The sequence below is a fragment of the Kosakonia cowanii JCM 10956 = DSM 18146 genome, from assembly GCF_001975225.1.
Lineage (GTDB): Bacteria > Pseudomonadota > Gammaproteobacteria > Enterobacterales > Enterobacteriaceae > Kosakonia > Kosakonia cowanii.
The window spans coordinates 3,207,058-3,219,140 of record NZ_CP019445.1 but is presented as its reverse complement, the minus strand read 5'-3'; the positions used below and the strand labels follow the sequence as shown (position 1 = coordinate 3,219,140).

13 protein-coding genes and 1 other annotated feature are annotated in these 12,083 nt (G+C 52.6%); of the genes, 1 reads left to right on the top strand and 12 read right to left on the bottom strand.

What is annotated here, in order from left to right; all coding sequences use genetic code 11:
* Positions 1-16: 16 nt before the first annotated feature.
* From btuC to fumD, 10 genes are all read right to left on the bottom strand, one after another.
* The gene (gene btuC / locus BWI95_RS15200) at positions 17-997 is read right to left on the bottom strand and encodes a vitamin B12 ABC transporter permease BtuC (RefSeq protein WP_076770322.1); all 981 of its coding nucleotides are present in this window, start codon (positions 995-997) and stop codon (positions 17-19) included.
* Positions 998-1,098: 101 nt separating this feature from the next.
* Positions 1,099-1,398, bottom strand: coding sequence for an integration host factor subunit alpha (gene ihfA / locus BWI95_RS15195; protein WP_006820203.1), 300 nt, complete (start codon positions 1,396-1,398; stop codon positions 1,099-1,101).
* Positions 1,399-1,402: 4 nt separating this feature from the next.
* Positions 1,403-3,790 (bottom strand): phenylalanine--tRNA ligase subunit beta, encoded by a 2,388-nt coding sequence (gene pheT / locus BWI95_RS15190; protein ID WP_076769753.1) that lies wholly within the window; start codon positions 3,788-3,790, stop codon positions 1,403-1,405.
* Positions 3,791-3,804: 14 nt separating this feature from the next.
* Positions 3,805-4,788: a phenylalanine--tRNA ligase subunit alpha gene (gene pheS / locus BWI95_RS15185; protein WP_023481633.1), complete on the bottom strand. Its 984-nt coding sequence runs from the start codon at positions 4,786-4,788 to the stop codon at positions 3,805-3,807.
* A gap of 40 nt (positions 4,789-4,828) precedes the next feature.
* Positions 4,829-4,953 (bottom strand) — a sequence feature (Phe leader region).
* Entirely contained in the window at positions 4,904-4,948 is a 45-nt protein-coding gene (gene pheM, locus BWI95_RS23340) for a pheST operon leader peptide PheM (protein WP_001386830.1), read from the bottom strand. (Overlaps the previous feature by 45 nt.)
* A gap of 119 nt (positions 4,954-5,072) precedes the next feature.
* On the bottom strand, positions 5,073-5,429 hold the full coding sequence (gene rplT, locus BWI95_RS15175; protein ID WP_007374646.1) for a 50S ribosomal protein L20: 357 nt from the start codon (positions 5,427-5,429) through the stop codon (positions 5,073-5,075).
* Between the two features lie 45 nt (positions 5,430-5,474).
* Positions 5,475-5,672: a 50S ribosomal protein L35 gene (gene rpmI, locus BWI95_RS15170; RefSeq protein ID WP_001124225.1), complete on the bottom strand. Its 198-nt coding sequence runs from the start codon at positions 5,670-5,672 to the stop codon at positions 5,475-5,477.
* Between the two features lie 92 nt (positions 5,673-5,764).
* Positions 5,765-6,307 carry a translation initiation factor IF-3 gene (infC, locus tag BWI95_RS15165; RefSeq protein ID WP_071789579.1) on the bottom strand — a complete coding sequence of 181 codons (543 nt, stop codon included), beginning with the start codon at positions 6,305-6,307 and terminating at the stop codon, positions 5,765-5,767.
* A gap of 3 nt (positions 6,308-6,310) precedes the next feature.
* The gene (gene thrS / locus BWI95_RS15160; protein WP_076769752.1) at positions 6,311-8,239 is read right to left on the bottom strand and encodes a threonine--tRNA ligase; all 1,929 of its coding nucleotides are present in this window, start codon (positions 8,237-8,239) and stop codon (positions 6,311-6,313) included.
* Positions 8,240-8,790: 551 nt separating this feature from the next.
* Positions 8,791-9,003: a fumarate hydratase FumD gene (gene fumD, locus BWI95_RS15155; protein ID WP_042715883.1), complete on the bottom strand. Its 213-nt coding sequence runs from the start codon at positions 9,001-9,003 to the stop codon at positions 8,791-8,793.
* A gap of 227 nt (positions 9,004-9,230) precedes the next feature.
* On the opposite strand from fumD, the gene BWI95_RS15150 reads away from it, so the two are divergent.
* Positions 9,231-10,676, top strand: coding sequence for a flagellin N-terminal helical domain-containing protein (locus BWI95_RS15150; RefSeq protein ID WP_054802878.1), 1,446 nt, complete (start codon positions 9,231-9,233; stop codon positions 10,674-10,676).
* Between the two features lie 163 nt (positions 10,677-10,839).
* Here BWI95_RS15150 and BWI95_RS15145 read toward each other — a convergent pair whose 3' ends face one another.
* Both BWI95_RS15145 and BWI95_RS15140 read right to left on the bottom strand, forming a co-directional pair.
* Positions 10,840-11,043 (bottom strand): hypothetical protein, encoded by a 204-nt coding sequence (locus tag BWI95_RS15145; protein WP_054802949.1) that lies wholly within the window; start codon positions 11,041-11,043, stop codon positions 10,840-10,842.
* 245 nt (positions 11,044-11,288) lie between these two features.
* Positions 11,289-12,044 (bottom strand): DUF481 domain-containing protein, encoded by a 756-nt coding sequence (locus BWI95_RS15140; protein WP_076769751.1) that lies wholly within the window; start codon positions 12,042-12,044, stop codon positions 11,289-11,291.
* Positions 12,045-12,083: the final 39 nt, after the last annotated feature.

Here is a 12,083-nt window from a genome sequence, read left to right as displayed (position 1 = left end):
GTGATGGTTGCCGGGCTTAGCGCCCGACCCTCAATAATAGCCAGATAAACACCGGCGCACCTAGTGTCGATGTAACAACACCTATCGGCAGCTCTGCGGCGCTGAGCGCGAGGCGCGAGACAATATCGGCAAACAGCAACGCAACCGCGCCCGCCAGCGCGCAACCCGGAAGCAGAACGCGGTGATCGCTTAAGCCACATAAGCGCAAAATATGCGGGATCACGAGCCCGATAAAGCCGATAGCCCCGGCAATCGCCACGCTGACGCCAACCATCCAGCCGGTAGCCGCCACCAGCAGATTACGCCATAACCAGAGCGGCAACCCGAGCTGTCGGGCAGAGATTTCACCCAGCGCTAACACGTTCAGTGCCGTGGATTGCAGGCAGATCCACACCATCACCGGCAGAAGTGCTGCCATCAGCCAGCCCTGCTGCCAGTCGACGCCGCTGAAGCCGCCCATCATCCAGTACATCAACTGGCGTAAATCGAGCGAGGTGGAGAAGTAGACCGCCCAGGTCATTAAGGCGGTGCAGATAATGCCGAGCGCAACACCGGCCAGCAGTAAGCGGCTGGTGGAAAGATGGCGGCGCGCAAAGCGCAGCAGGATAAGCGTAACCATCAATGCGCCTGCAATGGCACAGAGACCGAGTGCCCAGTCGGGCAACATCCCGCCACCGATAAACACTGCCGCAACCAGGCCTACGCCCGCGCCGCTTGAGACGCCAAGCAGCCCAGGCTCTGCCAAAGGGTTTTCAAACAGCGCCTGCATGGTGGCACCACACAGCGCCAGCGCGGCACCGACCAGCAACACGGCGAGGGTACGCGGTAAGCGTATCTGCCAGACAAAAAGCTCGCCCTCAGGGGTGAACCAGCGATTGGGGGCTATCCACTGCTCGCCTGCGCAAAGACTTATGGTGAGCGCAAGCAGTAAAAGCAGCGCCAGCGCGCCGAGCCAGCGGCGGTTGCGTTGCTGTTGAAGATGGGCGTATGCCAGCATGGTTTCACGTTTACTCATCAGCCAGGTGACTGATTCTAAGAGGGATAGCGGATGCTGAAAAGAAAAAAGGCCGCGAGGCGGCCTTTTTGGTTAATGCAAAATCATTCAGCTTTGGGCGAAGCGTTTTCGACGCGGCTCTTTAACTTCTGGCCGGGTCTGAAGGTCACCACGCGCCGTGCTGTAATGGGAATATCTTCGCCGGTTTTTGGATTACGACCCGGACGTTGATTCTTGTCACGCAAATCAAAGTTGCCGAAGCCGGAGAGTTTGACCTGCTCACCATTTTCCAGAGCACGACGGATCTCTTCGAAAAACAGCTCTACCAGCTCTTTTGCATCCCGTTTGCTAAGCCCAAGCTTATCAAACAGATATTCTGACATTTCAGCTTTTGTAAGCGCCATAGGTTCAATCCCTCAATGATGCCTGGAATCGCTCTTTTAATGCCTCTACACATCTGGCAACGGTAGCGGCAATCTCCTCTTCTTCGAGTGTACGGCCGGTATCCTGAAGGATCAGACTGATGGCAAGGCTTTTCGACCCTTCCACGACGCCCTTACCGCGGTACACGTCAAACAAGTTTACGCCAACTACCTGATTTGCGCCAACTTTCTTACATTCAGCCAAAACATCTGCTGCGGGTACATTTTCATTGACCACAACAGCGATGTCGCGGCGGTTCGCCGGGAAGCGAGAAATCTCCTGAGCCTGAGGCACGGCGCGGTCTGCGAGGGCATTCCACTCCAGTTCAAACACCAGCGTGCGGCCATTCAGATCAAGCTTACGCTCCAGCTCCGGATGCACCACGCCGATAAAGCCAATGCGCTTATCTTTCAGATAAATCGCGGCAGATTGACCCGGATGCAGCGCCGGATTGGTCTCAGCGCGGAACTCAATAGCGCCTGTTTTGCCGGTCAGCTCCAGCACAGACTCCAGATCGCCTTTCAGATCGAAGAAATCAACGCTGTTTTTCGCCAGGTCCCAGTGCTCTTCATAACGGTTACCGCAGATAGCACCCGCCAGCATCACATCCTGACGGATGCCGAGGTTCGCCTGGGTATCCGGCACAAAACGCAGACCGGTTTCGAAAATACGCACACGGCTCTGCTGACGGTTCTGGTTGTAGACAATGGTGCCCAACAGACCGGTCCACAGCGAGAGGCGCATTACTGACATTTCGCTGGAGATCGGGCTTGGCAGCACCAGCGCTTCTTCGCCAGGGTGGATCAACTGCTGCAATTTCGGATCAACGAAGCTGTAGGTGATCACTTCCTGGTAGCCTTTGTCATTAAGCATAGTTTTCACTCGCTTAAGGGACAAGTTGGCTTCGCGATGTTCGCCCATGATCAGCCCGGCCTGTACCGGCTCGTCAGGAATATTGTTGTAACCGTAAACACGGGCAACCTCTTCCACCAGGTCCTCTTCGATCTCCATATCGAAACGCCAGCTCGGCGCGACCGCCAGCCACTCATCCTGGCCTGCGGTGACTTCGCAGCCAAGGCGGGTCAGAATATCGCTCACCTGCTCATCGGCAATGTGATGACCAATCAGGCGATCCAGCTTGCTGCGACGCAGACGGATGGTGGCGCGTTTCGGCAAAGACGCTTCATTAGTCACGTCAATGACCGGGCCCGCTTCACCGCCGCAAATATCCAGCAGCAGGCGCGTGGCGCGCTCCATCGCTTTATACTGCAGTTGCGGATCGACGCCGCGCTCGTAGCGGTGAGAAGCATCAGTGTGCAGACCGTGACGACGCGCGCGACCGGTAATGGAGAGCGGGTTGAAGAAAGCACACTCCAGCAGAACGTTTTTCGTTTCGCTGTTTACACCTGAATGCTCGCCGCCGAAGATACCGCCCATTGCCAGCGCGTTTTTCTGGTCAGCTATGACCAGCGTGTCGGTGCTCAGCTTCGCTTCGTTGCCGTCGAGCAGCACCAGCGTTTCGCTCTCTTTCGCCATACGCACCACGATGCCGCCTTCCAGGCGATCGCTGTCAAAAGCGTGCATCGGCTGGCCGAGCTCAAGCAGAACATAGTTAGTGACATCGACTACCGCATCGATTGAACGAATGCCGCAGCGACGCAGCTTCTCTTTCATCCACAGCGGCGTCGGCGCGCTGACGTTGATACCTTTGACCAGTCGGCCCAGGTAGCGCGGACAGGCCTCTTTCGCTTCCACAGCGATCGGCAACGTATCGTTAATGGTGGCAGCAACCGGCGCGATTTCTGGCTCGTTCAGCGGGGATTTATTCAACACCGCAACGTCGCGAGCAACACCGATAATGCCCAGGCAGTCGGCGCGGTTTGGCGTGACGCTGATTTCGATAGTGTTGTCGTCAAGCTTCAGGTATTCACGAATATCAGTGCCGATCGGCGCATCTGCCGGCAGTTCAATAATGCCGTTGTGATCGTCGGAAATACCGAGTTCGGAGAAGGAGCAGAGCATCCCTTCAGAGGGTTCGCCGCGCAGTTTCGCCGCTTTAATTTTGAAATCGCCCGGCAATACCGCGCCGACGGTCGCTACGGCCACTTTGAGACCGAGACGGCAGTTTGGCGCGCCGCAGACGATATCCAGCAGGCGATCGCCGCCCACATTCACTTTTGTTACGCGCAGTTTGTCGGCGTTCGGGTGCTGAGCGCACTCCATCACTTCGCCAACCACTACACCATGAAACGCACCGGCTACCGGTTCAACGCCGTCCACTTCCAGGCCGGCCATGGTGATCTGCCCGGAGAGCGCTTCGCTATCAACCGCTGGGTTCACCCATTCGCGTAACCACAGTTCACTGAATTTCATTGTTTCGCCTGCCCTTATTTAAACTGTTTGAGGAAACGCAAATCGTTTTCGAAGAATGCGCGCAGATCTGTCACACCGTAGCGCAGCATGGTGAGACGCTCCATCCCCATGCCAAACGCGAAGCCGGAGTAGATTTCCGGGTCGATGCCAACGTTACGCAGCACATTCGGGTGAACCATGCCGCAACCCAGCACTTCCAGCCATTTACCGTTTTTGCCCATCACATCCACTTCGGCGGAAGGTTCGGTGAACGGGAAGTAGGAGGGACGGAAGCGGATTTGCAGATCCTCTTCAAAGAAGTTACGCAGGAAGTCGTGCAGCGTCCCTTTCAGGTTGGTAAAGCTGATGTTTTTATCAACGATCAGCCCTTCCATCTGATGGAACATCGGAGTGTGGGTCTGATCGTAGTCGTTACGGTAGACGCGGCCCGGGGCAATAATGCGGATCGGCGGCTGCTGGTGCTCCATGGTGCGGATCTGCACGCCTGAGGTCTGCGTACGCAGCAGGCGCGTGGCGTCGAACCAGAAGGTGTCGTGATCGGCACGCGCCGGGTGGTGACCCGGAATGTTCAGCGCGTCAAAGTTGTGGTAATCGTCTTCGATCTCCGGCCCGGTAGCGACGGTAAAGCCCAGCTCGCCAAAGAAGCTCTCGATGCGATCGATGGTACGCGTCACCGGGTGCAGACCGCCATTTTCAATACGACGGCCCGGCAGGGAGACATCGATGGTCTCTGCGGCGAGGCGGGCATTCAGCGCAGCGCTTTCGAGATCGTTTTTGCGCGCGTTCAGCGCTTGCTGAACCTGCTCTTTCGCTTCGTTGATTACCGCTCCGGCAGCCGGGCGCTCTTCTGGCGGCAGCTCACGCAGGGTGGTCATCTGAAGGGTCAGATGACCTTTCTTACCCAAATATTCGACGCGTACGTTGTCCAGTGCGGCGACATCTGAGGCATCGTTAATGGCTGCCTTCGCACTGGCAACCAGCTCTGCGAGATGTGACATGGTTTTCCTCGTTATATGACGATATTTACACGCGGCAGATACAAAAAAAGCCTCCACAAGGGAGGCTTTCTGGCGCTGTTTTCCGTTTCTTCTTTCACGCGCAAGCCCCCTGGATTCAGGTGCTAAAGTAAAAAAAGAAGCGGAAAATAGCAGCATTCATGCTTGCATTACCTTAATTGGCTACGTGGCGACGATGGGCTATTGAAAACGCATCACGGCAAAAAGTCAATGTATTGATACTGTTAAAGCAAAAGAGGGAGCCAGGCTCCCTCTCTTAAACTGGCTTACGCCAGAGCTGCTTTCGCTTTTTCAACCAGGGCAGAGAATGCCACTTTGTCGAATACGGCGATGTCAGCCAGGATCTTACGGTCAATTTCAACAGAGGCTTTTTTCAGGCCGTTGATGAATTTGCTGTAAGAAATACCGTTCTGACGTGCTGCTGCGTTGATACGTGCAATCCACAGCTGACGGAACTGACGCTTTTTCTGACGACGGTCACGATAAGCGTACTGACCAGCTTTGATAACAGCCTGGAAGGCAACACGGTAAACGCGTGAACGCGCGCCGTAGTAGCCTTTAGCTTGTTTCAAAATTTTCTTATGACGTGCACGTGCAATCACACCACGTTTTACGCGAGCCATATGCTCTCCTGTATATTCTAATTAAAAAGTTAAAAGGTTAACGACTTATGCGTACGGCAGGCACGCGATGACCAGGCCCAGATCGCCTTTAGAAACCATGGCTTTCGGACGCAGGTGACGTTTACGCTTGGTAGCTTTTTTGGTCAGAATATGACGCAGGTTAGCATGCTTGTGCTTAAAACCACCTTTACCGGTTTTTTTGAAGCGCTTAGCAGCACCGCGTACGGTTTTGATCTTTGGCATTTTTCAATTTCCACTTCGCATTGTTAATAAACGAAACAAAGGCGAACTAAACCCGCGAGCACGAGGCCCACAGGTTTAATTACTTGATGGCCTTACTGTTTCTTCTTAGGAGCAAGCACCATAATCATCTGGCGGCCTTCGATCTTCGTAGGGAAGGATTCGACAACTGCCAGTTCGACCAGATCTTCTTTCACGCGGTTAAGCACTTCCATACCGATCTGTTGGTGGGCCATCTCACGACCGCGGAAACGCAGTGTGATCTTGGCCTTATCGCCCTCTTCAAGAAAGCGAATCAGGCTGCGGAGTTTTACCTGATAGTCGCCTTCATCTGTACCAGGTCGGAATTTGATTTCCTTGACCTGAATAACTTTTTGCTTCTTCTTCTGTTCCTTAGAAGATTTGCTCTTTTCATAGAGGAACTTGCCGTAGTCCATTATACGGCAAACGGGCGGCTCGGCGTTAGGGCTAATTTCAACTAAATCAACCCCGGCTTCTTCAGCTTTTTCCAGAGCTTCTCGCAGACTCACAATACCAAGCTGCTCGCCTTCCAGACCAGTTAAGCGAACTTCCAGGGCGCGGATCTCGCCATTAATACGATTGGGACGCGCCGTTTGAACTCGTTTTCCGCCTTTAATACCTTATTCCTCCAGTTGTTTAAGACTGCGGCTGCGAATCTCTTGTTGCAGCTTCTCGATAACTTCATTTACGTCAAGGCTACCCAGGTCTTTACCGCGACGGGTACGCACAGCAACTTTGCTGGCTTCAACCTCTTTGTCACCACAAACAAGCATATAAGGGACACGACGTAAAGTGTGCTCGCGGATTTTAAAGCCTATCTTCTCGTTTCTCAAGTCTGCTTTTACACGAATGCCTGCATTTTGCAGTTTCTCTGTCAATTCGTTGACGTATTCAGACTGTGAATCAGTGATGTTCATGACCACTACCTGCACCGGCGCAAGCCAGGTTGGGAAGAAGCCTGCGAACTCTTCAGTCAGGATGCCGATAAAGCGCTCCAGTGACCCAAGAATTGCGCGGTGAATCATAACTGGAACCTGACGCTCGTTGCTTTCGCCCACATAAGAGGCGTTCAGACGAGCCGGCAGGGAGAAGTCCAGCTGTACCGTTCCGCACTGCCATGCACGATCGAGGCAGTCATAAAGGGTAAATTCAATTTTCGGACCGTAGAATGCGCCTTCACCCAGCTGATATTCAAATGGGATATTGTTCTCTTCCAGCGCAACTGCCAGATCCGCCTCAGCACGATCCCACATCTCGTCACTACCGATACGTTTCTCGGGACGGGTGGAGAGTTTGACAACGATCTTTTCGAAGCCAAACGTGCTGTACATATCGTAGACCATACGGATGCAGGCGTTCACTTCATCGCGAACCTGCTCTTCCGTACAGAAGATGTGCGCATCATCTTGCGTAAAGCCGCGCACACGCATCAGACCGTGCAACGCACCCGATGGTTCATTACGATGGCAGCTACCGAACTCCGCCATACGCAGCGGCAGGTCGCGGTAGGATTTCAACCCCTGGTTGAAAATCTGCACATGTCCCGGGCAGTTCATCGGTTTGATGCAGTACTCACGATTCTCCGAAGAGGTCGTAAACATAGCATCTTTGTAGTTGTCCCAGTGGCCGGTTTTTTCCCACAGCACACGGTCCATCATAAACGGGCCTTTCACTTCCTGATACTGATACGCTTTGAGCTTAGAGCGTACAAACGTTTCCAGTTCACGGAAAATGGTCCAGCCATCGTTGTGCCAGAATACCATACCCGGCGCTTCTTCCTGCATATGGTACAGGTCAAGCTGCTTGCCGATTTTACGGTGGTCGCGTTTTGCGGCTTCTTCCAGACGCAGCAGATAGGCGTTAAGCGCTTTTTTATCTGCCCATGCGGTGCCGTAAATGCGCTGCAGCATCTTGTTGTTGCTGTCGCCGCGCCAGTAAGCACCCGCCGTTTTCATCAGTTTGAAATGGTGGCAGAAACGCATATTCGGTACGTGCGGACCACGGCACATATCGACGTATTCTTCATGATGATACAAGCCAGGCTTATCATCATGGGCAATATTTTCATCAAGAATGGAGACTTTGTAGTTTTCACCGCGTGCGACAAACGTTTCACGCGCTTCCTGCCAGCTCACTTTCTTCTTGATAACGTCATAGTTGGATTCGGCGAGCTCGTGCATACGTTTTTCGAGCGCGTCGATATCTTCCTGAGTCAGGGTGTGGTCGAGATCAACGTCATAATAGAAGCCGTTGTCGATAACCGGACCAATCGCCATTTTGGTGTGCGGCCACAGCTGCTTGATCGCATGGCCCAACAGATGCGCACAGGAGTGACGGATAATCTCCAGTCCTTCCTCATCTTTTGCGGTGATAATAGCAAGGTTTGCATCACTGTCGATGATATCTGAAGCATCGACCAGTTCACCGTTGACGCGTCCGGCAATGCAGGCTTTCGCCAGGCCAGGGCCAATATCAAGCGCGACATCCAGGGGACTTACGGCGTGGTCATAATGGCGTTGACTGCCATCAGGAAGCGTAATTACAGGCATTTCATTTCCTTAATTTGCAGTGGTGCGCCACACGAAAGAGCACATGCAAAATGAGATTTCAAAGATATAACAGCCGCTTAGATAAGTTTTCTCGCTTCACTCTGCGGAATATGTATCGAACGGTGATGACCGCACTTTACCCTTACCCGCTGCTGTTAAGTACCCGACAATAGTACACATTTGCACTCTCTGTTGAAAGGGCTAGTGTGACGCGGATCGTTTTTGCGCCCTTTTCCGGCTCTAATGGGGAGTGGGTCGCCATTCAACGACGCTGGCGCAAAGAAGGTATTATCTGATTTTTCGTTTACATCTTGACACAACAGGGGTGGAAGCAGTCTATTTGGCTTCCCATTAACCCCTAACCCACTGATAAAACATGGTAATAGTTTATATCTTAGCCATCATCCTGCTGATTGCTATTGTTATTTTTGCCTTCTACAAACACAGTAAAGTGAAATATTCACAAACCCTTCCGGTTTCACCGAGAAAACGACGCTAGGGCTTTCGCTTCTCCCGGGCACGCAGCAATGCGTGCCCTGTTGGAACCCGCCTCAGGCATCGAAACCCAGAGCGCGAATCACCTCTTCCATCGCCGCCTCTGTCAGTTCGGTACGTTTGATTCTCTGATTAGCCAGCATGGTTCTTACCACACCCGCAATAACAATATGCTTAGGCTCCTGTCCCAGGTCACGCATCTCAAGCACCACCTTGCCCACCACCCGGCACATCTCATCGTATAACGCCGCATCATTCAACTTGCCCATATCGCCCCACTTTTTTCATTAGAAAGCCTTGAGTAAAACGCAATCTATCCTTACACCCGTTGCCTGTAAGTGTGCCACAACACAGCAAATCTATAGCGGAAATGTAAAAGCACTTGTTTTTTATACAGTTGCACAAAGTTAAATTTCCTTATCGATTTACCTTAAAGAAACTCACTACTGTTGCCGATAAATAGAGCATTCGTGGTTTGAATGATATAGCGACGGTAATGCAAGCGATCAATTACAACGAGATGACGGGATTGAACCTGACGGTTCGAAAAACGACCTCATCGACTCTACAGGAGTCAATTGAGCGTTTATCGTCAGGCTTTCGAATCAATGGCGCAAAAGACGATGCGGCAGGACAGGCCATCGCCAATCGTATGCGCTCAAACAGCAACGCAGACACCGTGGTTTCCCGCGGGCTTGATGATGCCATCAGCATGGCACAGACCGCCGATGGTGGCCTGAATACCATTAGCGAACGGCTGATTCGCGCTAAAAGCCTGGCTATCCAGGCTGGCAATAGCACGCTTTCCGAAAGCGACAGACGCAGCATACAGAATGAGTATCAAAGCATTCTGGATACCATTCAGTCGATTTCCGAAGGCACCGAGATTTTCGGCTCCTATCCGCTGGCAACGGACGCACCGGAACTTCCGCCAGCGCTTATCGGCGATGTTCCGCCGCTGAGTACTAAATTTCCGGTGAGCGGGACGGACTACTCCTTCAGTTCTGGGATCGTCTCGCTGGCCTATATCCCGGCGGGGGCGGAAAATATTACGTTGACCATCGACTCGCTGGGGTTAGATGACGATATCCAGCTCTTTACGCGTGACGGTAAACATCTGGCGGGCACGCCGATTAACGGCAGCGACCCGGATTACACCTGGAAAAGCCGCGGCATCACCGATTCCGCAAAAGCAACCAGCCGCGTATTGACTGCATCGAACGGCTTCAAGAGTGGTGCCGCTTACGATGACTCGCTGCTGATTGAAGGAGGCTCTTCCTGGGCATTAAATGGCAGCTCGACACTCCCCTACAATGGCATGACCATCAAATACAGTGGTGATGGCGATCGGTATGAGTCCGGTGCGGCCTACAATGACGGCAGCAATGGTGCGAACCGCCTTGAGCGATTAACGATTGATAATGTCACTGAAGATCTTGTTGTTATGGTCGTGGGGAGCGGCTCCTTTACCAGCAACCTGACCTGGGGCGAGCTGCCAAAACCGACGATTACGCCGAAAGAGCCGCCTAAGCAGAGCAGGCCCTGGGAAGTGGTGACCAGCGCCACTGTCGGGGATGAGATCAAGTCAACGACCATTCCGACCACGCCTGCGGATGTTAAATCCCTTGGCTTAACCGGCACGGATCTGCTGTCAGAAACCACTGCTGGTAAGGCGATGGGCAAACTCGACCAGGCGCTGGAGAAAGTGAGCGGTTACCGCGCACAATATGGCGCTTTTATTAATCGTTTTGAATCAAACAAATCGGTGCTGGCGCAGCAGAGTGTCGCCACGCAGGCGGCAAAGAGCCGGATAGAAGATGCAGATTACGCGCTGGAAGCGAGCAAGATGGCTAAAGCGCAGCTGTTACAGCAGGGTCAGGACGCCGTGCTAAAAGTGGCGAACCAGGCGGCGGAGAATATTCTCTCACTCCTGCGTAGCTAATACTCTGAGATTTAACGCAACCAGAGATAAGCATTATTAGCGCACTTTTTGCAAATAACTTTTCAGAATCAACTCATTATTAAGCCTGTATTGCCAAATTTAAAAACCGGTACCACATAATCCGGTTTTTAAATTAAGCAGATGAAACGGCTAAGAATAATCTTTATTCCCATCCACCGGCTACCAGCGTATGCGCATTAAAAGCAGCGTCATTAGTACCTTTTACGGCATGCGTGCCGGGAATCATGTTTGAACCCGCTTCGATGCTGGTGATGTGATTAGTAGATTGTGCAGGCTGTGCCGCGAATGCGCTGAAAGAGAGCGCAGAAATAACCAGCGCGGCGGCGGTTGTTGTGATTGTTTTCATGATTAAATTCTCTTGCTGAAATAGATTTAACTGGCCGGGCAGCAGCGTGCCCACAGCAAGAATTGTAGATCTGGATCACACTTTTTCCCAGTCAATTTATTTAGCCGTTCGTGTCAAATAAACTGAATATGTTTCTCAAAGCGGAAATGTGGAGAGAAAGTGCAGCAGCGGACTTATATAAAATTAACCGGCCAATTGCGCACTGAGTGTAAATAAAAACGGGCCGGGTAATCCGGCCCGTCCAGTTAAATTGAATACCCTAAGGTAATCGACGTTCTGCGATCGGTATGATCCGGTGCCGATGATGGCGGCTCGGAGTTCCAGGTCACGTTATAGGCAACTTTCAACGCGAAGTGGGAGTTAATCGCCACATTCAGCGCGGTTTCGGAGTTGACGGTGGTATCGTCCGCACCAAACACCGAAACGCCCTGGGTAAATTTCGCATTGTCAGAGAACTGCCACGCGTACGTGCCAGACGCATAGCCCAGCGCCGTCGTTTTGGTATCGCCGTTAGTGTACTTGTCATAACGTACACCCGGACCGAATTCAAGACGGAAGCTGTGAACCGGGCCATTCAGGAACTGACGACCATAACCGGCAGTAGCGATGTCACGGGCGTGGTAGCCGTTGTAGCGATCGGTCAACCAGCTCGCCTGGCCGAACAGGTAGTCGTAGTCAGTCATGTTATAACGGCTACGACCACCAACAGCATACTTCTCGGAAGAACGTTCGTCGTTAGACGAGGTATTACTGGCGTTGCCCCACAGGGACCAGGCCGTAGAATCGCCATACCATGTCAGGGTAGAGTCAGCCGTCAAAGAGGAACTCTTTGTGTTGCCTGACTGACCGAGATAGCCACCGTTAACATTACCTTCAAATGGTTTTTTCGCGGAGGCGGGGTCATCCATGACAGTAAAAACGGTATCATCTGCGACAGCATTCATCGACGCAAGCACGCCCGCAGCCATAACCAGCGCGGGTACTGTCTTAAAAAGCTTCATTTTTTTTAAATCCGTACAGTAAATGAGACCAACACGGTC